The organism is Saccharopolyspora karakumensis (assembly GCF_004349225.1).
In the GTDB taxonomy this organism is placed as follows: domain Bacteria; phylum Actinomycetota; class Actinomycetes; order Mycobacteriales; family Pseudonocardiaceae; genus Saccharopolyspora; species Saccharopolyspora endophytica.
Genome location: NZ_SMLA01000001.1, coordinates 155,467 through 177,106, shown reverse-complemented (window position 1 = coordinate 177,106; position 21,640 = coordinate 155,467). Strand labels below are relative to the sequence as shown.

The window sequence follows — 21,640 nt, the reverse complement described above, 5'->3', positions numbered from 1 at the left end:
TCCGACCGAACATCAACCGCTCCTGGTGTGGTTCGTTCGCTGATCAGCGCCGCTTGGCGCTACTCCATACGGGTTGTCGTACACGTCCATTATGGCGTTTCACCGACACGCTGTGTTCCCAACTGGTAGCAGGATCGGCTCGCATCGCGGGATCGACCCCGCGCGGTCGACCTCAGCGCCCGTTTTGCCTGGTCGGCCACGCCGACGAGCGCCCAACCGGCTTCGTTGCGTGCACGGGGCGACACGGGGCGTGGCGATCGTGACAGAAAAGTTCCCTTCCTCACACCCGTCGGCGACCTCGAGCTGTCATGAGCGCAACGTTCCCGCCGGGTGGAGGAGATGAGAGGAAGGGTCCCTTCCTCTCACGCGATGTTGCTCGTCTCCGCGGCGTCGTCCACCGTGCCGCCGTGGACGTCGGCCGCCCGCCACAGCCGGGCGTAGTACCCGCGACGGGCCAGCAGCTCCTCGTGCGCGCCCTGCTCGACGATGTGCCCGCCGTCGACCACCACGATCCGGTCCGCGCGGGCCGCCGTGCCCAGCCGGTGCGCGACGACGAACGTGGTGCGCTGCGCGGCGAGCCGATCGCTGGCGGCCACCACCATCGACTCGGTCGCCGGGTCCAACGCGGCCGTGGCCTCGTCCAGCAGCAGCACGTCGGGGTCGACGAGCTGAGCCCGAGCCAGCGCGACCAGCTGGCGTTGACCCGCCGACAGCCCTCGGCCGCGCTCACCGACCTCCTGGCGGAAACCGTGCGGCAGCATCGAGATCCCCGGAAGGGCTCCCACCGCGCGGGCGGCCGCCTCCACCTCGGCCGGCCCGGCGTCGGGACGGGCGTAGGTGATGTTGTCGGCGACGTCGCCGGTGAACAGGTGACCTTCCTGCGGCACCACCGCCAGCCGCTGGTGGAACGCCGCCAGGTCGTAGTCGCGCACGTCCGTCCCGTCGACCAGCACCGCGCCCTCGGAGACGTCGTAGAACCGCGCGATCAGCTTGATCAAGGTCGACTTGCCCGCACCCGTGGCACCCACCAGCGCCACCGTCTCGCCAGGCCGCACCCGCAGGTTCACCTCCCGCAGCGCGTACTGCTCGGTGCCGGGGTAGCGGAACGACACCGACCGCAACTCCACCTCGCCGCGGAACCGCTCGGGCACCTCCACCGGTTCGGCGGCGGCGGGCACCGACGTCGGCGTGCGCAGCAGGTCGCCGATGCGCTGCAAACCCACCCGGGCCTGCTGGTATCCGTCGAAGACGCCGGACAGCTGCTGCACCGGTGAGAAGAACAGGCCCAGGTACAGCAGGAAAGCGACCAGCACCCCGGCCGTCAGCTCACCCGAAGCGACCCGCGCAGCACCGACCCCCAGCACGGCCGCCTGCGCGATCTCCGACAGCAGCGCCACGAACGGGAAGTAGGTGGCGATGTAGCGCTGCGCGCGCAGTCGCGAACGCCGGTAGGCGTCGCTGCGCTGCGCGAACACCTTCGCCGCGTGCCCCTCGCGGCGGTGCGCCTGGGCCACCCGCATGCCGGAGACGTTCTCCTGCAGATCGGCGTTGACGGTGCTGACCCGTTCCCGCGCCTCGGCGTAGGCGGTGGAGGAGACCCTGCGGAAGATGATCGTGGCGACCACCAGGACCGGCAGCACCGCCATCGCCACCAGCGCCAGCGACGGGTCGGTGATCATCAGGGCTCCGGCGATGCCCACCAGCGTCAGCACGCTGACCACGAACGTGGCCAGGCCCGTCTGCAGGAACGTCGACAGCGCGTCGACATCGGTGGTCATGCGGGTCATGATCCGCCCGGCCAGCTCCCTCTCGTAGAAGTCCAGCCCGAGCCGCTGCAGGTGCGCGAAGCTGCGCAGCCGCAGCACGTACAGCAGGGTTTCGCCGGTGCGAGCGGTGATCACCGTCTGCAGCTTGATCACCAGCCACCCGCCGGCGACCAACAGCCCCGCCACCCCCGTGGCCAGCCACAACGTGTTGAGGTTCGCCGTCCCGACACCGCTGTCGATGCCGTGCCGCACCAGCGACGGCAGCAGCACCGAGGTCAGCGCGTCTCCGGCGACCAGGGCGATCGTCAACAGCAGCCCCCACCGGATCGGCCGGAGCAGCCGCGCCAACCGGAACTCCGGGTCCGGCGCGGTGGGATCGGTCCCCCGCACTCGAGGCAGGTCGCGGGTCGGCGGCAGACCGCGGATCCCCTCCACCAGCTCCGGCGTGGGCGGAGCCGACGTGGTGCTCATGCCGTGACGGCCCGCGGAGGCCACCACGGGGCCTCCGGCCGACCACTCGGCCGGCTGCTCCTGCGGCCACAGCTCCGGGGTGACGCCGTCGGGGGAGACCTCGACGTGCTCGTCGTGCGGGTCGTCGATCGTTTCCCCCGGCCCCGCCAGCAGCGAGCGGAACAGCTCGCACCGCTCGCGCAGCTCAGCCTCGGTGCCGACGTCCACGACGCGCCCTTCGTCGAGCACGGCGATCCGGTCGGCCAGCGCCAGCGTCGAACGCCGGTGCGCGATGAGCAGCGTGGTGCGCTGCGCGGTGACCGAACGCAGCGTGTCGTGAATGGCGGTTTCCGTCGCCGGATCGACGGCCGACGTCGCATCGTCGAGCACCAGCACCCTGGGGTTGGACAGCAGCGCCCTCGCCAGCGCCACGCGCTGACGCTGGCCACCCGACAGCGTCAGCCCGCGTTCGCCGACCGCCGTGTCGTAGCCGTCGGGCAGGCCGGTGATGAACTCGTGCGCCTCCGCACCCTTGGCGGCGGCGATCACGTCGTCCTCGCTCGCATCGGAACGCCCGTAGGCGATGTTGCCGCGAATGGTGTCGGAGAACAGGAACGCTTCCTCGAAGACGACCCCGACCGCGCTGCGCAGCGAATCCAGCCGCAGATCGCGGAGGTCGAAGGTCTCTTCGGTGTCGGTGGAGCCGATCGCGATACGCCCCGAGTGGACGTCGTAGAACCGGGGGAGCAGCAGCGACACCGTCGATTTGCCCGAGCCCGCCGGCCCCACCAGCGCGACCGTCTCGCCAGGGCTGACGCGCAAGGTCGCCTCCTGGAGCACCGGCTGGTCCCGGGTGTAGCCGAAACCGACCTCGTCCAGCCGGACCTCCAGCGGCCCTTCGGGCAGCGAGCGGGCGTCGGGCCTCTCCCCGACCTCGGGCTGCGAATCGGTGAGCTCGTGGATGCGCTCCACCCCGGCTCGTGCCAGCTGGGCCTGGATCATGACGCTGGAGAGCATCCGGGCCGGACCGGACAGCATCGCCACGTAGCCGGCGAATGCGACGAAGGTTCCCAAGCTCACCTGGCCCTGGAACACCAGCCAACCGCCCAGACCCAGCACGCCCACCTGACCGGCGGCGGGCAGCGTCGCCAGGCTCGCCGCGGGAAGGGATGTCATCCGGGCCGCGCGCAGCCGCTCGGCGAACAGCCGGCGAGCCCGCGATTCCAGCCGGCCGATCTCGCGCTCTTCCTGGCCGAAGCCCTTCACCACGCGCACGCCGGTGACGGTCTCCTCGACGTGCTGGGCGATGTCGGCCGCGCGCTGCTGAGCCGACCAGGTGGCGGGGAACAGCTTCTTCTTGCTGCGCGCGGTGACCACGGCGATCAGCGGTGCCACGACGAGCGCCACCACGGTCAGCAGCGGCGACAGCCACAGCATCGCCGCGATCGCGAAGACCGCCAGCACCGCTGTTCCGGCCGCCAGCGGCAGCATCGACAGCAGCGAATGCACGAGCTGCAGGTCGCTGATGGAACGCGACACCACCTGCCCGGTGCGCAGCGCGTCCTGCTTGCCGCCGTCGAGGCGCTGCATGGCGGCGAACACCGCTCTCCGCAGGTCGTGCTGCACGTCCAGCGCCAGCCGGCCCGCGCTGTAGCGGCGGACGAAGGCGGCGGCGAACCGGAACACGCCCAGCACCAGCAGCACGATCACGATCCACCACAACCGCTCGGTGCTGCGCGCCACGGCGTCGTCGACCGCGAGCTTGGTCAGCAGCGGGACCAGCGCCTCCAACCCCACCGCGGTCACGGAGGCGCCCATCGCCAACACCAGTGCGACCGGGTGGCGCCGACAAGCGGCGAAGAGGCGACGGATCCAGCTGCCGGAGGAACGGCCGGGATTCTCGGAGTCGCTCACCCCGCCAGGTTAGGCCTCGGCACCGACGGTGCAGCACCACCGATCCTGCGGTGTGACCGGCGCCAACGGGTGAGGAAGGGAACCTTCCTGCCATTTCGGTCGACGCGGCGCCCGGCTGGCAGAAAGGTTCCCATCCTCACGCCACGTCGCGCCGCGCGCCCACGAACCAGCCGCCGGCCACGAACACCGCGGTGTAGCCGAGGAACGTCAGCAGGCTGGCCCACCACGGGTGCCCGTAGCTGCCGCCGAAGAACAGGTGCAGGAGTTCGAACGCGGTGCGCGGAGTGTTCGGCTCGTTCGGGCCCGCGACCGCGGAGACGAACAGCGGCACCGCGAGGTTGGACACGATGCCGTTGCCCGCCGAGCCCGGCAGGTACGGCTCGATCCCGGACATGGGGGTGTCGAGCAGGCTGAACGACAGGATGAACTCGACCACGAACTTGTAGACCAGCGGCACGATGACCACCAGCACGGCGTTGGCGATCAGAGCGCCGAAACCGACCCCGAGCAGCGTCCACAGCAGCATCGACAGCACGCCCGCTCCGCCGACGCTGAGCCAGCTGCTGAACCCGCCGAAGTTGCTCATGTCGTGGCCCGCGCCGAGCAGGGCACCGAGGCTGGCGAACAGCACGTTCGCGAGCCCGTAGAGCACCCCGACGCCTGCGCAGGGGATCAACTTGGCCCACAGCACGGAGCTGCGCGGGTTGGCGGTGAGGTACGTCGTGGTGATCGTCTTGGCGCGGAACTCGCTGGCGAAGGTCATCGCGCCGAACAGCAGCGCGAAGATCGTGCCGAAGTTCGTCGACAGCGCCACCGACAGCAGGCCCAGCGGAAGCGACGCGCTGAACTCCTCGACCATGTCGATGATCCCGCCGAACGCGGTGCCCAACCACCCGGCGGCGAACCCCAGCACCACCACGGGGATCAGCAGCGCCCACCACAGGCTGGTGGTGACGATCTTCCGGTACTCGGCCTTGATCAGCCCGATCATCACACGCTCCCGCCATTGCCCGGTTGTCCCGGCCCAGCCCACGTCTGCGATGCGGGCGGGGCGTAGTGCGGGAGTCCCGCGTACTGACCCTGGGTGAGGTGGAAGAACAACTGCTCCAGATCGACCCGCTCGTCCTGCATCCCGTAGAGCGCGACCCCGGCCTGCAACGCCAGGTCGGCGACCACGCGGGAATCGGCACCGAAGACGGCCAGCCGCCCGTCCGGGAGGTATTCGACCCCGTAACCGGCTGCCTGGACCTCGGCGACCAGCACGTCGGGGGAGTCGGCCTGCACCAAGGCTCGGGACTGCTGCGCGGCGCGGAGCTCGTCGATGTGCCCGTCGTAGACGCACCGGCCCTGGCTGATGATCACCAGCCGGTCCACGGTGTGCTCGATCTCGCGCAGGAAGTGGCTGGACATCAGCACGGTCCGGCCCCCGGCGGCGAAGGCCTGCAGGAAGCCCCGCAGCCACGCGATGCCCTCGGGATCGAGCCCGTTGGCGGGTTCGTCGAGGATCAGGATCTGCGGGTCGCCGAGCAGCGCGGTGGCCAGTGCCAGGCGTTGCCGCATGCCCAGCGAGAACCCGCCGGTCTTGCGGTCTCCGGCGGCGGCGAGCCCGACCAGCTCCAGCGCCCTGTCGACCTGGCCGTCGGGGATGTTCATGGCGGCCGAGTAGCAGCGGAGGTGGTGCCGGGCGGTGCGGCTCGGGTGGAATCCGTGCGCGTCGAGCACGGCGCCGACGACACCACCGGGGTTCGGCAGCCGGTTGAACGGCAGTCCGTTGATGGTCGCGGTGCCCGAGGTGGGCGTGACCAGGCCGAGGATCATGCGCAGTGCGGTGGTCTTGCCGGCCCCGTTCGGGCCCAGGAAGCCGGTGACGGCCCCGGGCTGCACTGTGAAGCTGAGGTCTTGCACCGCGTGCACGGGCCCGAATCTCTTGTTCAGCCCTTGCACGTGGATGCGACCGCTGCCGTCGTGCACACGCCCTCCCACGTCCGGTCACCCGTCAGTGTGTCACCCCTGATGGCTCCATCCTGCCGGACAGGTGGGGCCGTGAAGGTGTGGTGTCGTGGCCGCTGCGGGTCGCGGGTGCCGGATGCGGGGGAGTCAGCAGGTCAGGCGCGTTCGACCACCGCTGCGCGGTAGATCCTGCTGTGGTCGGTCTCCAACCGTTCGGCCAGCGGCGGTGGGGTCGTGGGCGCGGTCGTGAGGTCGGGGCGGATGAACTCGTCGGTGTCCCAGTCGGAGGGCCCGGGGCCGGTGGCGGACACGATCGGCTCGGGGATCACCGCGACCGCGGGTTCGGGATTCCGGGGGAGGTGGGACCCGGTTTGGCGGCGAAGCCTGGCGCGGCGTTCCGATGATCCGGAGCGCTCGGTGATCAGCTGGTGGTGCGCGGCCTGCCACACCTTGCAGGGCCAGGGTCTGCGGCGCAGCGTTCCCCGGCAGGACGGGCAGCGCCCGTCGGAGTCCGGCTCGTGATCGTCTAACAGGGTTCGAAGGGCTTCGGTAAAGCGATACAGCTCGGTTCGGGCAATCGGTAGCAGCACTTCGGGGGCGTCTTCGCCCATCACTCGGTCCAGGGCGTCGAGCCGATCGAGAACCGCCTTGCGCAGTGCCGTGTCCATCACGTTTTTCTCCCACCCGTCAGCGCGTTTTCCTGCATCGAAGTTTCCGCCGGAGAACGACGGATCATCCGTCACCCGCCGTTACTCCGATGGGTGACATCGGCATCGCGGGTTCACGCCTGCACGGGCACCCGACGAGACTCACCCCATCGAGTGGTTATCGATTCGGCTGGCAATTGGCGGCGAAGTGCTCGCTCACGTCGTCGGCAAACCGGCGATCTTCCCCTACACTGAGAGTGGCGGCCTGCTCCCGGTGACCCCCAGGCTGGTTGAGCGGGCCGCCCCTATTTTGCCTTTTCGCGGTGAATCCGATTCCTGGAAGGGCGAATTGCGCTGCATTCGCCACTTCGGTTACCGGCCAACCAATTCGAATTGGAACTCGGTGCAAGTTTCCGACCGGGGCCGTCGCTGTTGATGTGCGCAGGGAACCTTCCTGTCACAGCACAGCGGGCGGACCGCGAGGAAGGGAACCTTCCGCGCAGCCCGCCCGCTCACTCAGGCGCCGAGAGACCTCAGCCCAGGACGCTGCTCAGCGCCACCGAGGTGCGGTCGTGCGCCTCGGCGACGGCCTTGTTGACCAGGTCGCCCGCGTGGGTGTTGAGGCCGCCGGCCAGCGCGGCATCCGCGCGGCACGCCTGCTGCCAACCGGCGTCGGCGATGCGCAGCACGTAGGGGAGCGTCACGTTGGTCAGCGCGTGCGTGGACGTGGTGGGCACCGCGCCCGGCATGTTGGCCACGCAGTAGAAGACCGAGTCGTGCACCCGGTAGGTCGGGTCGTCGTGCGTGGTCGGCCGGGAGTCGGCGAAGCACCCGCCCTGGTCGATGGCGATGTCGACCAGCACGCTGCCGGCCTTCATCTCCGAGACCAGGTGGTTGGACACCAGCTTGGGAGCCTTCGCGCCGGCGATCAGCACCGCGCCGATCACCAGGTCGGCAGCGCGAACCGACTGCTCGACGGTGTAGCGGTTGGACGCGACCGTGCGGATCTGGCCGTGGAAGTCGCGGTCGATCTCGCGCAGCTTGTCGACGTTGGTGTCCAGCAGCTCCACCTCGGCACCCATGCCCAAGGCCACCCGAGCCGCGTTGAGGCCGGCGACCCCGCCGCCGATCACCACGACCCGCGCCGGGTGAACCCCGGGAACTCCGCCGGGCAGCACACCACGACCGCCGCTGGGCGCCATCAGCGAATGCGCACCCACCAGCGGCGCCAACCGCCCGGCGACCTCGCTCATCGGCGCCAGCAGTGGCAACCCGCCGTCCCCGGTCTGCACGGTCTCGTAGGCGATGCCGGTGATGCCCGAGGTCAGCATCGCGTCGGTCAGCTCAGCGGAGGCGGCCAGGTGCAGGTAGGTGAACAGCACCTGGTCCCGGCGCAACCGCGGGTACTCCTCGGCGATCGGCTCCTTGACCTTGAGCACGAGGTCGCCTTCCGCCCACACGTCGTCGGCCGTGGCCAGCACCTTCGCGCCGGAGGCGAGGTAGTCCTCATCGGGGATGGAGGAGCCGGCACCGGCTTCCGCCTCGACGAAAACGTCGTGACCACGGGCGGTCAACTCGTGCACACCGGCTGGGGTGATCGCGACCCGGTACTCGTTGTTCTTGATCTCGCGAGGCACTGCGATCTTCACCGTGGGGTCCTTTCGTCGTGTGGAAACAACGATCGGACGACGTGACGCACAGCGCATCATTTCCACGGCATGAGATTGGGCAGGGGTGTTTGTGCCACCAGCACAACGTGCGTGCTCGCGGGCAGGGCAGAAGTGGCAGATCGGTTCCCATGCCCGCGCTCGCCGCGGCGCCCGGCTCAGCCGTGCTGCGCCCAGCGCTCCGCCAGCAACTGCACCAGCAGCGCGGACCGGACGTCCGGGTCGTCGAGATCGACCTCCACCAGCTGGCCGATACGCTTCATCCGGTACCGGAAGGTGTTGGGGTGCACCCGGAGCTCGCGGCTCGCCTGACGTGGGTCTCCCGGGTGCCGCAGCCAGGCGTGCAGGGTCGCCTGGTAATCGGTGCCCTGCCCGCGATCGTGCTCGCGCAGCACCGCCAAGGGACCCAGCGCGGCAACACCGGCGTCGGTGGCGGCGCCGGCCATCCGGCTGAGGACCAGCAGGTGCCACAGGTCTTCGTAGACCGCGACGGGCTGCCGCACCAATCCCGTGCGCAGCATCCCGATCAGCTCGTCGGCCTGGGCTCGGGAGCCCGGGATGTCGGTGACCGCCACGGACGTTCCCACCGCGACGAGCGGGCGAGGGGACAGGTCGTGCGACAGCAGCGCCTGCCGCAACTCCGGCCAGCCGCCCCCGCGCGCCCGGTCGGGCACCAGCGCGTAGAGCACCGTGCCGATCTCGGTGACCAGCGGCCGTCGTCCGATGCCCCGCGTGATCCACTCCCACATCGCCAGCCGCTGTCCCTCGGCCGGTTCGTCGGAGGCGGGCATCTCGATCGCGATGACGCGGTGCTCCTCGTTGGGCACCGCCAGTTCACTGGCCGCCGCGCGCCACCCGTCGCCGCCGTCGAGCAGCAGCCGCACCTGCTCGGCCGTCCTCCGACGCTGCACGTCGGCGACCGCGCGCCAGCGCAACAGCTGCAGCGCCACCAGCGGTGCCGTGTCGGCGAAGGCGGTCGCGCGCTCCTCCGAGACGGGGCCGGGCACCACCGCCCACATCGAGCCGAGCAGTTCGCCGCCCATCCTGATCGGCATCACCAGGCGCGGCAGCGTCCCGTCCTGCTGGGCGGGCACGAAGATCGCCGAACTGCCCTTGGTGAGCTGCCGGAACGTGCCGCGGGCGCGGAACTTCGCGAGCACGTCGTCCGGTTGCTTGCGACCCATGATCGTGGAGACCCGCGCCGGATCGGTCAGGTCCTGCCGGGCTGAGTACGCCAGCACCTGCGAATGGGCGTCTTCGAGGGTCACCGGCGCGTCCACGACGTCGGCGACCGCGTCGGCGAGCCGGAACAGGTCCGCGACACCGATGCCGCTCTCCTCCGCCTGCCTGATCCCGCCCGCCAGGGCCGCGCGGATCAGCCACACCAGCTGCGCCCACGCGGTGCCCGGACGCACCTCCACCAGCGCCACGTCGGCGCCGCGCACGGCTTCCACGACAGCGGCCTCAGCGGACACCGGTGGCTTGAGCAGCACCGCGGCCGCGCCCTGCTCACCGCAGTCGCGCACCAGCCGCACCGCCTGCTCGACATCGCCGATCCCCACCCCCAGCACCAGGTCGCCGCCGGTCGCCCTCGTGGGCTGATCGGGTTCGGCGATCACCACGTCGCCGGCGACGGTGTTGGGTTCCGGGCTGAACACGGTGCGCAGCAGGGCCGGGCCCACCCGCTCGACCAGCGCCCGGATGTCGAGCATCGAAGGGTCCTCCTCGACCAAGGACGTGCCGGCGGAGATCACATGTCCATTGACAGTCTCGCTGGCCCGTTTATCGTTGCTGAGCAAGCCGACAATCGCATACCGGCCATCGACCCCGTGCGGGAGAGACCCTGCCAGCAGTGCAGGGCGCCGAAGGAGCAACACTCCCCAGCAAACTCTCAGGCACCCATGACCGCTCGGGCGAGGCAACTCTGGAAAGCGTCCGTCACCGACGGGCCACCCACGGTGCAAGCCGCTCGCGCGGCGAAGCTCTCAGGTTCCGCAACAGAGGGGGAGGCCCAGCCGAAACCGGGGACCAGCGTCCCTTCGAACAGCTATGGAGCCTCCCTCATGTCGCTTCCCGCGAACCTGGCCTACACCGAAGAGCACGAGTGGATCGAGGACCGCGGCGAGGTCGCGCGCATCGGCATCACCGAGCACGCCGCCGGCGCCCTGGGTGACATCGTCTTCGTGCAGCTCCCCGAGGTCGGCGACCAGATCGAGTCCGGCCAGGCGTGTGGCGAGCTGGAGTCCACCAAGTCCGTCAGCGACCTGTTCGCGCCGGTCACCGGCGAGGTCGTGGCCATCAACGAGTCCGTTGTGGACGACCCGGCCGTGGTCAACGCCGACCCCTACGGCGAGGGCTGGCTGATCGAGGTGCGCGTGACCGAGACGGGTGCGACCCTCACGGCCCAGCAGTACTCGGAATTGATCAACGAGTAAACGCGGAGCCCGGAACGAGGCGAGACGATCAATGACGATCAGTGTCTTCGACCTGTTCTCGGTGGGGATCGGCCCGTCCAGTTCGCACACGGTGGGGCCGATGCGCGCAGCGCAGCGGTTCACCGCGAAGTTGCGGGCGAACGGGACCATCTCCAGGGTCAACAGGGTCAAAGCGGAGTTGTTCGGTTCCCTTGGCGCGACCGGTCGCGGTCACGGCAGCCCGAACGCGGTCCTTCTCGGGTTGGAAGGGCATCGCCCCGAGTCGGTGGATCCGGTGGCCGGCGCGCAGCGCGTCGACGAGATCGACAAGAGCGGGTTGCTGCGGCTCGGCGGTGATCACGTGCTGTCCTTCACCAGTGCGCGAGACCTGGTGCTGCACCGGCGCAAATCGCTGCCGGAACATCCCAACGGCATGCGCTTCACCGCCATCGGCAACGACGGGGGTGAGCTGGAGTCCGCGGTCTACTACTCGGTGGGCGGCGGCTTCGTCGTGGATGAGGACGCGGTCGGCGCCGACCGGATCAAGGCGGATGACACAGCGGTTCCCATGCCCTTCAGCACGGGTGCCGACCTGCTGATCCGCAGCACCGAGTCGGGTCTGCCGATCAGCGGGGTGATGCTCGCCAACGAGTTGTCGTGGCGGGAGGAACCCGCGGTGCGGGCGGGGCTGCTGGACATCTGGCGGGTGATGCGGGAGTGCGTCGACAACGGTTGCCGCAACGCCGGTGAGTTGCCCGGCGGCTTGAAGGTGCGCCGGCGGGCGGCCGAGTTGGCCGCGAAGCTGACCGATCAGGACGATCCGCTGGAGTGGGTCACCCTGTTCGCGCTGGCGGTCAACGAGGAGAACGCCGCGGGCGGGCGCGTGGTGACGGCGCCGACCAACGGTGCGGCGGGCATCGTGCCCGCGGTGCTGCACTACTATGCGCGGTTCGTGCGGGGTGCCGATGAGGACGGCGTGGTGCGCTTCCTGCTCACGGCCGGGGCGATCGGCGTGCTGTTCAAGGAGAACGCGTCCATCTCCGGCGCGGAGGTCGGCTGCCAGGGTGAAGTCGGGTCGGCGTGCTCGATGGCCGCAGCCGGTTTGGCCGAAGTGCTCGGCGGCACGCCGAGCCAGGTGGAGAACGCCGCGGAGATCGCGATGGAGCACAACCTGGGGCTCACCTGCGATCCGATAGGCGGTCTGGTGCAGATCCCGTGCATCGAGCGCAACGCGGTCGCCTCGGTCAAGGCGATCACCGCTGCCCGGATGGCGCTGCGCGGCGACGGCACGCACTTCGTGTCCCTCGACAAGGTCATGAAGACGATGCGGGAGACCGGGCGCGACATGAAGGACAAGTACAAGGAGACCGCACGGGGCGGATTGGCCGTCAACGTCATCGAGTGCTGAGCAGCGGCCCGAAGTGAGGATGGGAACCTTCCTGTCATCACCTCGGGCCGTTTCGCTGCGCTGACCTGCGGAATCAAATCTCATGCGATCAACCGCGGGGATAGGCATGCACAATTCAGTTGTGCACAACTGAATTGCGCGCTACTGTTCGTCTCGTGACGACGGAATCGGGATCGACGCTGGACCGGCTGCTCTGCTTCGCGCTGCACAGCGCGTCGCGGGCTTTCACCAACCTCTACCGGCCGTTCCTCGACGAGGTCGGCCTGACCTACCCGCAGTACCTCGTGATGCTGGTGCTGTGGGAGCGCGAGTCGCTGACGGTCAAGGAACTGGGCGGCCTGCTCCGGCTCGATTCGGGAACGTTGTCGCCGCTGCTGAAGCGACTCCAGACCCGTGGGCTGCTCGTCCGCACGCGCAGCGAGACCGACGAGCGGTCCGTGCGCGTCGAGGTCACCGGCGAGGGGCGTGCGTTGCGGCAGCAGGCGCGCGACATCCCGCAGCGGATGGTCTCCGCCACCGGGATGGACCTCGGCGAGGTCGAGCAGCTGCGCTCCACATTGGAAAACCTGACGACCACGTTGAACGACGCGGCACGCCGGGTCACCGAGAATCGGGAGACGAAGCGATGACAGTTCTCTACACGGCGGAGGCCACCGCGACCGGCGAAGGTCGCAGCGGACGCACCCGCACCTCGGACGGCTTGGTCGACCTCGAACTGGCCATCCCCAAGGAGATGGGCGGCCCCGGTGGCGCCACCAACCCCGAGCAGCTGTTCGCGGCCGGTTACTCCGCCTGCTTCCACAGCGCCCTCCAGCTGGTCGCCCGCAAGCAGAAGGTCGACATCGACGGCTCGTCGGTCACCGCCGAGGTCGGAATCGGCCCGAACGGAGACGGAGGCTTCGGCCTCAACGTCTCCCTGCACGTCGAACTGCCCGGTGTGCCCGAGGAACAGGCTCAGCAGCTCGCCGAAGCCGCGGACGCGGTGTGCCCGTACTCCAACGCGGTGCGCGGCAACATCGGCCTCGAAGTCCGCGTCGCCTAAGCGAACAGCACGTACACCGCGCCGGTCGCCCCGGCGAGCATCGCCAGCACCGCTGTCGCGGCGGGCAAAGCCCCGCCCGGCAGCGGTGCTTTCGCGCGAAGACGTCGATCGCTGCGCTGATGGCGCCGCCACACCAGCCACGCCACGACCCCGCTGGTCGGCAACGTCGCCAGAGCGCAGACGACCGCGGCCATCGCGCTGTGGTGCGAGATCAACTTCAGCAGCACCAGCAGGCTCACGGTGAACGCCAACGCCGTGCGCAACCAGGCCAGGGTCGTGCGCTCGATCTGCAACCCCGAATCCCAGGGCTGGTGCTCGCTCACCTCAGAACCCGGTCACGAACAGCAGCACGCAGGCCGCCACACCGATCACGCCCAACCCGTAGCCCAGCACAGGAGCCAGGCGCGGGGCCGGCAACGGCTCGCCCCGGCGCAGAGCCCGTTCGGTGGCCACCCACCTGGTGAAAGCCGTACCGCTGCACAGAACACCGGCCAGCAGCAACGCGACCGCCAGCACCGTGCGGATGTCGCTGGGCTCAGCGGACACGGCGTTGAGGGCCTCAACACCGACCCCACCGGCCATCAGCGCCAACGCGGTGCGGATCCAGGCCAGGAACGTCCGCTCGTTGGCGAGCGTGAACCGGGGATCGGGCTCATCGCCCTCCTCGTAGAGCCGCCGCGGCCAGCGCGCGCTCTCACCTTCGCCATCGGTCGCCATGACCCTCACGTTATCTCGTCCGAATGGCGGAACAAGGGCCAGTTCCCCGTGCGAACGGTGGGGCGCACATCGCGTCCCGGCTGACCCAGTGCGTGGGAAAGGGACTGGACGTTTCCCCGACGACCGGAGATCGTTGGCGTGGACCTCAGCGCCGCGCGTCCCGCCCGAATGCATTGAGGTTCCCTCGACCACTCGGGCGGTCGACGCCCGCGAGCGAAACTGGAGGTCGGATGGCCGTCGGAGTCGCGCACCCGGACAAGTCCACCGTGCGCAAGGCGGCCTTCGCCAGCGCTGTCGGCAACACCATCGAGCTCTACGACTTCCTGATCTACGGCACCGCGGCCGGTCTGGTGTTCAACAAGCTGTTCTTCCCCTCCGGTGATCCGTGGGTGGGGGCGCTGCTGGCGTTCGCGACCTTCGGCGCGGGATTCCTGGCCCGCCCGCTCGGCGCGGCGGTGATCGGTCACTTCGGCGACCTCGTCGGCCGCAAGCTCATGCTGGTCATCACGCTCAGCGTCACCGGCGTGTGCACGGCCGCGATCGGCTTGCTGCCCACCTACCAGCAGGTCGGCGTGTGGGCTCCGGCGCTGTTGGTGACGCTGCGACTCGTCCAGGGGTTCTTCCTCGGCGGCGAGCAGGGCGGAGCCGTGCTGATGGCCGTCGAACACGCACCCGCCCACCGGCACGGGTGGTACGGCGGATGGACCTTCATCGGCTCCCCGACCGGCATGTTTCCTCGCCACCGGCGCTTTCGCCGCCGCCACCGCGATCTCCGGCGAGCAGTTCTTGGAGTGGGGGTGGAGGGTGCCGTTCCTGCTGAGCCTGGTGCTGGTCGGGGTCGGCCTCTACGTCCGGCTGCGCCTGGCCGAAAGCCCCGAGTTCGCCGCCATCCGGCAGCGCGGCGAGCGCGCACGACTGCCCGTCGCCGAGGCTTTCGCCACAGCCTGGCGGCAGATCCTGCTCGCCGCCGGCGTGAACCTCGGCTTCAACGCGTTCATCTTCATCATGACGACGTTCCTGCTGACCTACGGCACCGAGAAGGTCGGAGTCACCAGGGACGTGATGCTGCTGGGCAGCTTCGCCGGTTCAGCCGCCCAGATCGCCGGAATCCTGCTGTTCTCGCACCTGTCGGACCGGCTCGGCCGCACCCAGGTGATGCTCGGCGGGGGAACGTTCCTCGCGGCGTTCGCCTTCCCGCTGTTCTGGCTCATCGACACCGGCAGCCCGGCGCTGATCGTGCTCGCGATGATCGTGGGATACGGCGGCGCGGCCGCGGTGTTCGGGCCGATGGCGGCCTTCTGCGCGGAACTGTTCCCCACCAGGGTTCGCTACACCGGCGTGTCGCTGGGCTACCAGAGCGGATCGGTCCTCGGTGGCGGCTTGTCGCCGGTGGTGGCCACCGCGCTGCTGACCGGTTCCGGCGGGCAGTCCTGGCCCATCTCGGCCTACCTGGTCTTCGGCGCGGCGATCACCATCGTCTGCCTGGCCCTCACCGGTGAACCGACCCGCTGGTCCCGCCGCGACGAGAAGTGACCGCGGGCCGGGGGTATCCCGCGACGGCCGGGTTCACCGATGGCAGGAAGGTTCCCATGCTCTCGGGGTCACAAGGCCAAGGGCATGTCGCCGCCGAACAGCTCCGGCTTGTGCCCGGTGATCGTGAGGTACCCGTCGGCGTCGAGCTCGCCGACGTCGCCCGTGGACAGCCAGCCTTCCGCGTCGGTGACGGGACGGATCATCCCGTCGGCCTCCAGGTAGCCCGCGCACACCAGCGGCCCGCGCACCAGCACCTCACCGTCCGGTGCGATGCGCACCTCCATGCCGGGCATCGCGCGGCCGACCGTGCCGGTGCGCCGAGCGTCGGGACGATTCGTGGTGGCGCAACCGGTCGTCTCGATCAGGCCCCACAGCTCGCAGACGTCCAGCCCGACGCCGTTGAACAGCTCCAGCACCTCGGGGTCGAGAGGACCGGAGCCGATCGACGGCCACACCGTCCGGTCCAGCCCGACGCGGGTCCGCACCCGCTCGCGGTCCCGGGGCGTCCGGCGCTGCTCCGGCGGAACGCCGCGCAGCAGACCGGCGAGCTGCGACCACACCTGCGGCGAAGCGAAGAACAGCGCGGGACGAGCCCTCGGCAGCTCCTTGAGCACCTCGTCGCGATCACCGCAGAAGTGCACGTGCGCGGCGTCGTGGATCGCCGCGTAGACGCCCACGACGCGTTCGGTGATGTGGCTCAGCGGCAGGTAGCTCAGGCGCGCGGTGTGGGGTTCGGGGCGGGTGAGCTGGTGCAGCGCGGCCGCGGCGAAGCAGATGTTGCTGTGGGTCAGCACCACGCCCTTGAGCCGGTCGCTGTCCTCGCTCGGGTAGATGATGGCCGCCGGTGTCGCGGGAGTGACCGGTGCGCTTTCCCGCTGCAGCAGGCCGGGGTCGTCACGCAACCGTTGCGCGCCGTGTCTTCGCAGGTCGGACCAGGTGTGGAAGCGGTGGTCCGCGCTGATCATCACGGCGTCGTCGAGCACCACGACGTGTTCTACCGTGCTGTCGTTGCGCAGCGCTTTCGCCCATCGCCGCAGCTGGTCGTCGCTCTCCAGCACCACCACTCGGGCGCGGCTGTGGGCGGCGATCGCGTGCACCTGGTCTTGGCTCAGCGCCGGGTGCAAGGTGCTGGGAACCGCGCCCACATGTGTTGCGGCGACGTCTGCGAGCCAGTGCTCGGCCCGGTTGGACATCATCAGCAGGATCGTCTGACCCCGCTGCAAACCGAGTTCGGTGAGCGCGGCGGCCAGCAGCTCGACCTCCTCGCCCGCCTGCTTCCAGGTGAGGGTCCGGTCGTCGTCGGTCAGCGCGGGCCGGTCCGGGAACTGCGCGGTGTTGCGGGAGAACAGTCGTGGGATCGTCGTTTCCAGTGCTGCCTCGGCCCAGGTGCTCATCGCAGCCGATCTCCCCTCGCCCCGAACAGCGGTTGCGATTGACGCGCTTTGAGGCGATGAAACCTGATCAGGCCCGGTCGAAACCAGCGCCGAAAGCTGGAATCACGTTCCGACGAACCGGTTCACTTCGCTGATTTTCCGGATGAACCAGGAGGAATCAGACGTGGTCGCGGATGACGTCGTTGACGGCGCGCTGAAACCCGTTGACCAGCACCTGAATGGTCAAGGGCCGGAGCTGGTCGGTCACCTCGCGCACCCGCTCGCGCTCGTCTTCCGGGCGTCCGTGCTCCATGTACGGCCGCAGCACGTTCTCCGCGAACAGCTCCCGCAGCTCGGTGGCGATCTGCGCGGTGTGCCGCTCGACGATCCCCTTGGCCTGCACCAGCATCTCCAACGGCAGCGCCAGGTCGAGGATCTGCAGGCCCACTCCCAGCATCGCCGGGCTGGGCAACCGCAGCTCGTCGGAATCGTCGATGGGTTGAAGGATCCCCAGTTCCACCAGGTGCGCGACCAGGTCATCGTCGAGGTGACGGCCTGCGCGGCGGTCCAGCTCGTGGCGGTCGAGGTCTTCGGCGTGCTCGTCGGTCCACGGCGCGATCAGCGCGCGCTGCAGGGCGAGTTCATCCGGCGAGGAGCCCTCGGGGATGCGCTGCAGGTGTCGCTCGATCGCGGACAGGGTGAAACCGAGGGTCTGCAGCTCGCGGATCAGATCCAGTCGCGCGAGGTGTTCAGCGCCGTAGAGTCCGAGACGGCCGCGCAGGCGGGGAGCCGGCAGCAGGCCGCGCGACGAGTAGAACCGGACCGTTCGCACGGTCACTCCGGCACGGGCGGCCAGTTCGTCGATGGTGAGCTCTTCGTCCGCAGTTCGGAGCATGCCGGTCACGTTACTCCTTGACCGCTGTTACACCAACGATGTAACACTGATTGCGTCATGATTCGCGTGTCGCGTGACACAGCGTTGTCCGAGGCTCGGGCTTGGCGCGTCGTGGAGAGGATTCTGTCGTGACCGCAACGGGCGGCCCCTTGGCCGGAGTGAAAGTCGTCGAGCTCGCCGGCCTCGGCCCGGCACCCTTCTGCGCGATGCTGCTGGCCGACCTCGGCGCGGACGTCGTCCGCGTCGACCGACCCGGCGCCGGCGGTGCCGACGACCTGCTCAACCGGGGCAAGCGGTCGGTGCAGGTCGACCTCAAGCACGAACAGGGCCCGCAAGCGGTCCTCGCGCTCGCCCAAGAGGCCGACGTGCTGCTGGAAGGTCTGCGACCGGGCGTCACCGAACGGCTCGGCGTCGGCCCCGACCAGTGCTGGGAGCTCAACCCCCGACTGGTCTACGGACGCATGACCGGGTGGGGACAGGACGGACCGCTCGCCCACACCTCCGGCCACGACGTCGGCTACGTCTCGCTCACCGGAATGCTGCACCTCATCGGTCGCAAGGACGGCCCGCCGCAGGTGCCGGCGAACCTGCTGGGCGACTTCGGCGGCGGCGCCATGTACCTGGCGGTCGGCGTGCTCGCCGCACTGCTGGAAGCCCGCGTGAGCGGACGCGGCCAAGTCGTCGACGCCGCGATCGTCGACGGAACCGCCCATCTGGGAACCATGCTGTGGGGCTTCTTCGGAACCGGCGGGTGGAGCACCGAACGCGGCACGAACCTGCTCGACACCGGGGCGCCCTACTACGACGTCTACGAAACCTCCGACGGCGGATACATGTCCGTCGGCGCGCTGGAACCCAAGTTCTACGCCGAACTGCTGGACAAGCTCGAACTGACAGGAAAGGTCCCAGACCGCGACGACACCACCACGTGGCCGCAACTGCGGGAGACCTTCGCCGAGACGTTCAAGCAGCGCACGCGCCAGGAGTGGACCGAGGTCTTCGACGGCTCCGACGCCTGCGTCGCACCGGTGCTGTCCATGGCCGAAGCGGAACAGCACCCGCACATGGCCGCCCGCGAAACCCTGGTGCGCCGCGACGGACGCGTGCAGCCGGCACCCGCACCCCGGTTCAGCCGCACCCCGAACCCCGCGCCCGGCGCCATCGCCGCCCCCGGCGCCCACACCGAAGAGGTGCTGCGCGACTGGGGACTTCCCCAAGACCTGCTCGACTCGGGGGCCATGCACTCCGCTCCGCGATGATCCGCGGCGCGGCCGACCGACAGATTCGTTCCCACACAGCGGCTTCGCGGGATGGCAGGAAGGTTCCCTTCCTCGCGCCACCCGCCACCAACCGGAAGGAAGCGTGAAGATGCGCAGGGAGTTGTTCGAGCCCGAGCACGAGGCGTTCCGCGAAACGGCTCGGACCTTCATCAACAAGGAACTCGTCCCGCACATCGAGGAGTGGGAGGCCGCAGGGCAGGTCAGCCGGGAATCCTGGCGAGCCGCCGGTGAGCAGGGCCTGCTCGGTTTCGCCGTCGACGACGAGTACGGGGGCGGCGGTGTCGACGACTTCCGGTTCAACGTCGTCTTCGACGAGGAACTCGTCGCCGCCGGTGTCTCCGGGTTCGGATCACCGCTGCACAACGACATCATCGCGCCCTACCTGATGAAGCTGGCCAACGACGAGCAGAAGCAGCGCTGGCTGCCCGGGTTCTGCTCCGGCGAGCTCATCTCCGCCATCGCCATGACCGAGCCCGGCGCCGGCAGCGACCTTCAGGGCATCCGCACCACCGCGGTCCGCGACGGCGACGACTACGTGATCAACGGGCAGAAGACCTTCATCAGCAACGGCATCATGGCCGACCTGGTGATCGTGGTGGCCCGCACCGACCCGGACGCGGGACACCAGGGGATCAGCCTGCTCGTGGTCGAGCGCGACATGCCCGGCTTCGAGCGCGGCCGCAACCTCGACAAGATCGGTCAGAAGGCCCAGGACACCGCCGAGCTGTTCTTCAACGACGTGCGCGTGCCCGCCCGCAACCTCCTCGGCGAAGAAGGCCAGGGCTTCATCTACCTGATGCAGAACCTGCCGCAGGAACGGCTGTCGATCGGCGTGGCCTCGATCGCCTCGGCTGCCAAGATCCTGGAGATCACCAAGGACTACTGCCGTGATCGCACCGCCTTCGGCCGCCCGATCGGCAAGTTCCAGAACACCCGCTTCGAACTCGCCGAGATGGCCACCGAGGTCCAGATCGGGCAAGTCTTCGCGGACCGCTGCGTGCAGGAGCACGTGCGCGGTGAGCTCAGCATCGAGAACGCCGCCATGGCCAAGTGGTGGCTCAGCGAACTGAACAAGCGGGTCATCGACCGCTGCCTGCAGCTGCACGGCGGCTTCGGCTACATGACCGAGTACCCGGTCGCCAAGGCCTACCTGGACGCCCGGGTCCAGACCATCTACGGCGGCACGACCGAGATCATGAAGGAGATCATCGGCCGATCCATGGGATTCTGACGGCGTCGTCGGGAACCGGCGCCCCGCCGGTTCCCGCATCCCGCTGTGAAGGAGACGAGCCGTGGACTGGATCGTCGCCCCCGACCCCGATGGTCGCGCGCTGCGCGACGTCCTGCCGTCGATGCTGGCCGCGATGGGTGTCGACCGCTACACCGACACCATCGGCATCCCGCCGTGCCGCAACGCCCTGGTGCTGCTGATCGACGGGCTCGGCCACGAGCTGCTGCGAGCGCACGAATCCGATGCGCCGTTCCTGGCGAGCCTGCAGCACTCGCCGCCGCTGACAGCGGGGTTCCCCACCACCACCGTCACCAGCATCACCTCGCTGGCCACCGGCCGGTGCGCCGGCGAGCACGGACTCGTCGGCTACACCTTCGCGGAACCCGGCGGTGGCCTGCTGCACCCACTGAGCTGGACCGCGCGCAGCACCCCCATGGGCCCCGAGGGCGAGCGGGCCAGCCTGATGGACGCGTGGCCCCCGGAGCAGGTGCAGCCCAACACGACCGTGCTGGAACGAGCCGTGGCCGCCGGTGTCGACGTCCGCACCGCGGTGCCCCCGCACTTCGAGGGCTCTGGATTGACCAGGGCCTCGTTGCGCGGCGGGCGGTTCCGCGGTGTGCGCGAGTTCGGAGATCTCGCCGCCGAGCTCCTCGACGCGGCCGACAGTCCCGGTCCCACCCTCTGCTACGGCTACCACGGCGGCGTTGACCTGCTCGGACACATCCACGGACCCGGGTCGATCCAGTGGCGGATGCAGCTGAGGCAGATCGACGCGTTCGTGCAGATGGTCGCCGAACAACTACCGCCGGGCGTGGTGCTCGGCGTCGTGGCCGATCACGGGATGGTCGAACTGGACCCGGCGGCGGCGATCGACGCCGACAGCAACCCCGCGCTGCTGGACGGCGTCCGCTTGCTCGGCGGCGAGGTGCGCGTGCGCCACGTCTACGCCCACCCCGGCGCGCGGGACGACGTGCTGGCCGCGTGGCGGGAGACGATCGGCGAGCGCGGCGCGGTGATCACCGGGGAGCAGGCCATCGACGAGGGCTACTTCGGTCCTGTATCGGCGGCGGTGAGCCCGCGCATCGGTGACGTGCTGGCGATCCTGAACACCACCGGGGTGATCCGCTCGGTGGTCGAGCCCGGCGAGTCGAAGCTGCGGGGCCACCACGGTTCCCTGACCGCCGCGGAACAACTGGTGCCCATGCTGGTGACGGGAGGCTGAGCGCCCACGGCCGGCGAGCAGCATCGCTCGTCCGCCGGTTCCGCTCCCGAACCAGCCGTTGACCGCCGAGCGGTCCCTCGGGCCGGTCCTGGTCAGAGGGAGGGAACCTTCCGCTCATCGCAGGTACGGGC

The 21,640-nt window shown here is 69.6% G+C and carries 18 protein-coding genes, 1 pseudogene and 2 riboswitches; of the genes and pseudogenes, 9 read left to right on the top strand and 10 right to left on the bottom strand.

The window, feature by feature from the left end:
* Positions 1 to 362: 362 nt before the first annotated feature.
* From E1202_RS00825 to E1202_RS00800, 6 genes are all read right to left on the bottom strand, one after another.
* Positions 363 to 4,130, bottom strand: a complete 3,768-nt coding sequence (locus E1202_RS00825; protein WP_235877499.1) for an ABC transporter ATP-binding protein — start codon at positions 4,128 to 4,130, stop codon at positions 363 to 365.
* Between the two features lie 136 nt (positions 4,131 to 4,266).
* Positions 4,267 to 5,121 carry an ABC-2 transporter permease gene (locus tag E1202_RS00820; protein ID WP_132680322.1) on the bottom strand — a complete coding sequence of 285 codons (855 nt, stop codon included), beginning with the start codon at positions 5,119 to 5,121 and terminating at the stop codon, positions 4,267 to 4,269.
* On the bottom strand, positions 5,121 to 6,101 hold the full coding sequence (locus tag E1202_RS00815; protein WP_132680321.1) for an ABC transporter ATP-binding protein: 981 nt from the start codon (positions 6,099 to 6,101) through the stop codon (positions 5,121 to 5,123). Before E1202_RS00815 ends, E1202_RS00820 begins: the two co-directional genes overlap by 1 nt.
* A gap of 134 nt (positions 6,102 to 6,235) precedes the next feature.
* A complete protein-coding gene (locus E1202_RS00810; RefSeq protein ID WP_132680394.1) occupies positions 6,236 to 6,748 on the bottom strand; it encodes a hypothetical protein in 513 nt (170 codons plus the stop codon).
* A 512-nt stretch (positions 6,749 to 7,260) separates the two neighbouring features.
* Positions 7,261 to 8,376: an alanine dehydrogenase gene (ald, locus tag E1202_RS00805; RefSeq protein WP_132680320.1), complete on the bottom strand. Its 1,116-nt coding sequence runs from the start codon at positions 8,374 to 8,376 to the stop codon at positions 7,261 to 7,263.
* 176 nt (positions 8,377 to 8,552) lie between these two features.
* Complete coding sequence (locus tag E1202_RS00800) at positions 8,553 to 10,106, bottom strand: PucR family transcriptional regulator (RefSeq protein WP_132680319.1); 1,554 nt, start codon at positions 10,104 to 10,106, stop codon at positions 8,553 to 8,555.
* Between the two features lie 110 nt (positions 10,107 to 10,216).
* A riboswitch (glycine riboswitch) is annotated at positions 10,217 to 10,312 on the top strand.
* Positions 10,313 to 10,405: riboswitch (glycine riboswitch) on the top strand.
* A 52-nt stretch (positions 10,406 to 10,457) separates the two neighbouring features.
* Between E1202_RS00800 and gcvH the strand changes: the two genes are divergently transcribed.
* The 4 genes from gcvH to E1202_RS00780 all read left to right on the top strand — a co-directional run bounded on the left by gcvH (position 10,458) and on the right by E1202_RS00780 (position 13,258).
* On the top strand, positions 10,458 to 10,829 hold the full coding sequence (gene gcvH / locus E1202_RS00795) for a glycine cleavage system protein GcvH (RefSeq protein WP_132680318.1): 372 nt from the start codon (positions 10,458 to 10,460) through the stop codon (positions 10,827 to 10,829).
* Positions 10,830 to 10,860: 31 nt separating this feature from the next.
* Positions 10,861 to 12,216 (top strand): L-serine ammonia-lyase, encoded by a 1,356-nt coding sequence (locus E1202_RS00790; protein ID WP_132680317.1) that lies wholly within the window; start codon positions 10,861 to 10,863, stop codon positions 12,214 to 12,216.
* Between the two features lie 155 nt (positions 12,217 to 12,371).
* A complete protein-coding gene (locus tag E1202_RS00785) occupies positions 12,372 to 12,845 on the top strand; it encodes a MarR family winged helix-turn-helix transcriptional regulator (RefSeq protein WP_132680316.1) in 474 nt (157 codons plus the stop codon).
* Entirely contained in the window at positions 12,842 to 13,258 is a 417-nt protein-coding gene (locus tag E1202_RS00780) for an organic hydroperoxide resistance protein (protein WP_132680315.1), read from the top strand. The genes E1202_RS00785 and E1202_RS00780 overlap by 4 nt, the downstream gene beginning before the upstream one ends.
* Here E1202_RS00780 and E1202_RS00775 read toward each other — a convergent pair.
* On the bottom strand, positions 13,255 to 13,581 hold the full coding sequence (locus E1202_RS00775; RefSeq protein WP_132680314.1) for a DUF202 domain-containing protein: 327 nt from the start codon (positions 13,579 to 13,581) through the stop codon (positions 13,255 to 13,257). The two genes, E1202_RS00780 and E1202_RS00775, sit on opposite strands and share 4 nt — an antisense overlap.
* Position 13,582: 1 nt before the next feature.
* Positions 13,583 to 13,975 carry a YidH family protein gene (locus tag E1202_RS00770; protein WP_132680313.1) on the bottom strand — a complete coding sequence of 131 codons (393 nt, stop codon included), beginning with the start codon at positions 13,973 to 13,975 and terminating at the stop codon, positions 13,583 to 13,585.
* A gap of 23 nt (positions 13,976 to 13,998) precedes the next feature.
* On the opposite strand from E1202_RS00770, the pseudogene E1202_RS32005 reads away from it, so the two are divergent.
* Positions 13,999 to 14,649, top strand: a pseudogene (locus tag E1202_RS32005) (MFS transporter); the annotation flags it as partial.
* A 130-nt stretch (positions 14,650 to 14,779) separates the two neighbouring features.
* Complete coding sequence (locus E1202_RS32000; RefSeq protein ID WP_235877497.1) at positions 14,780 to 15,508, top strand: MFS transporter; 729 nt, start codon at positions 14,780 to 14,782, stop codon at positions 15,506 to 15,508.
* Between the two features lie 68 nt (positions 15,509 to 15,576).
* On the opposite strand, the gene E1202_RS00760 is transcribed toward E1202_RS32000, so the two are convergent.
* Positions 15,577 to 16,902, bottom strand: a complete 1,326-nt coding sequence (locus E1202_RS00760; protein WP_132680312.1) for an AMP-binding protein — start codon at positions 16,900 to 16,902, stop codon at positions 15,577 to 15,579.
* A gap of 157 nt (positions 16,903 to 17,059) precedes the next feature.
* Entirely contained in the window at positions 17,060 to 17,776 is a 717-nt protein-coding gene (locus E1202_RS00755; protein ID WP_132680311.1) for a MerR family transcriptional regulator, read from the bottom strand.
* A 128-nt stretch (positions 17,777 to 17,904) separates the two neighbouring features.
* Between E1202_RS00755 and E1202_RS00750 the strand changes: the two genes are divergently transcribed.
* The 3 genes from E1202_RS00750 to E1202_RS00740 all read left to right on the top strand — a co-directional run bounded on the left by E1202_RS00750 (position 17,905) and on the right by E1202_RS00740 (position 21,509).
* Complete coding sequence (locus tag E1202_RS00750) at positions 17,905 to 19,035, top strand: CaiB/BaiF CoA transferase family protein (protein ID WP_132680310.1); 1,131 nt, start codon at positions 17,905 to 17,907, stop codon at positions 19,033 to 19,035.
* Between the two features lie 109 nt (positions 19,036 to 19,144).
* Positions 19,145 to 20,287 (top strand): acyl-CoA dehydrogenase family protein, encoded by a 1,143-nt coding sequence (locus E1202_RS00745; RefSeq protein ID WP_132680309.1) that lies wholly within the window; start codon positions 19,145 to 19,147, stop codon positions 20,285 to 20,287.
* A gap of 61 nt (positions 20,288 to 20,348) precedes the next feature.
* Positions 20,349 to 21,509 (top strand): alkaline phosphatase family protein, encoded by a 1,161-nt coding sequence (locus tag E1202_RS00740; RefSeq protein WP_132680308.1) that lies wholly within the window; start codon positions 20,349 to 20,351, stop codon positions 21,507 to 21,509.
* The last annotated feature ends 131 nt before the right edge of the window (positions 21,510 to 21,640 follow it).

Coding starts and splice junctions, on each gene's coding strand:
- E1202_RS00820 (WP_132680322.1), bottom strand. CDS start 5,121: ATGATCGGGCTGATCAAGGCCGAGTACCGGAAGATCGTCACCACCAGC.
- E1202_RS00810 (WP_132680394.1), bottom strand. CDS start 6,748: ATGGACACGGCACTGCGCAAGGCGGTTCTCGATCGGCTCGACGCCCTG.
- E1202_RS00800 (WP_132680319.1), bottom strand. CDS start 10,106: ATGCTCGACATCCGGGCGCTGGTCGAGCGGGTGGGCCCGGCCCTGCTG.
- gcvH (WP_132680318.1), top strand. CDS start 10,458: ATGTCGCTTCCCGCGAACCTGGCCTACACCGAAGAGCACGAGTGGATC.
- E1202_RS00790 (WP_132680317.1), top strand. CDS start 10,861: ATGACGATCAGTGTCTTCGACCTGTTCTCGGTGGGGATCGGCCCGTCC.
- E1202_RS00780 (WP_132680315.1), top strand. CDS start 12,842: ATGACAGTTCTCTACACGGCGGAGGCCACCGCGACCGGCGAAGGTCGC.
- E1202_RS00770 (WP_132680313.1), bottom strand. CDS start 13,975: ATGGCGACCGATGGCGAAGGTGAGAGCGCGCGCTGGCCGCGGCGGCTC.
- E1202_RS00760 (WP_132680312.1), bottom strand. CDS start 16,902: ATGAGCACCTGGGCCGAGGCAGCACTGGAAACGACGATCCCACGACTG.
- E1202_RS00755 (WP_132680311.1), bottom strand. CDS start 17,776: ATGCTCCGAACTGCGGACGAAGAGCTCACCATCGACGAACTGGCCGCC.
- E1202_RS00745 (WP_132680309.1), top strand. CDS start 19,145: ATGCGCAGGGAGTTGTTCGAGCCCGAGCACGAGGCGTTCCGCGAAACG.